Origin of the sequence: Vibrio hepatarius (assembly GCF_001274785.1) — a bacterium.
GTDB classification, from domain to species: Bacteria; Pseudomonadota; Gammaproteobacteria; order Enterobacterales; family Vibrionaceae; genus Vibrio; species Vibrio hepatarius.
In genome coordinates this window covers 1-246 of the sequence record NZ_LHPI01000059.1, presented here as the reverse complement: position 1 = coordinate 246, position 246 = coordinate 1, and the positions used below count along the sequence as shown (strand labels likewise).

Here is a 246-nt window from a genome sequence, read left to right as displayed (position 1 = left end):
GGGAAAATCCCTAGAACCCCACCTTGAGACAGAACGCGCCTTGGTCAGAATCCCAGTCGCTGGGCGGGTTTGCGCCTACGCTCTTGACCCCCACGAGGTCTGGAAAGGGTACGACAACGCCAAAGAATACGCGGCCTTCGTGACCAAGACGCTGGTCAACAAGGACGGCGATATTAAGCGCCGGATCATGTCGATGTTTAGCCCAGAGGAACGCCCAGACGACAGGGAGTGACGGGCACTGGCTGG

General features: G+C 58.9%; 1 protein-coding gene. It reads left to right on the top strand.

Translation table 11 applies throughout. From position 1 onward, the window contains the following. Nucleotides 1-232: hypothetical protein (locus tag AKJ31_RS23375; protein ID WP_000452736.1), on the top strand; the 232-nt coding region annotated here is incomplete at its 5' end. Nucleotides 233-246: the final 14 nt, after the last annotated feature.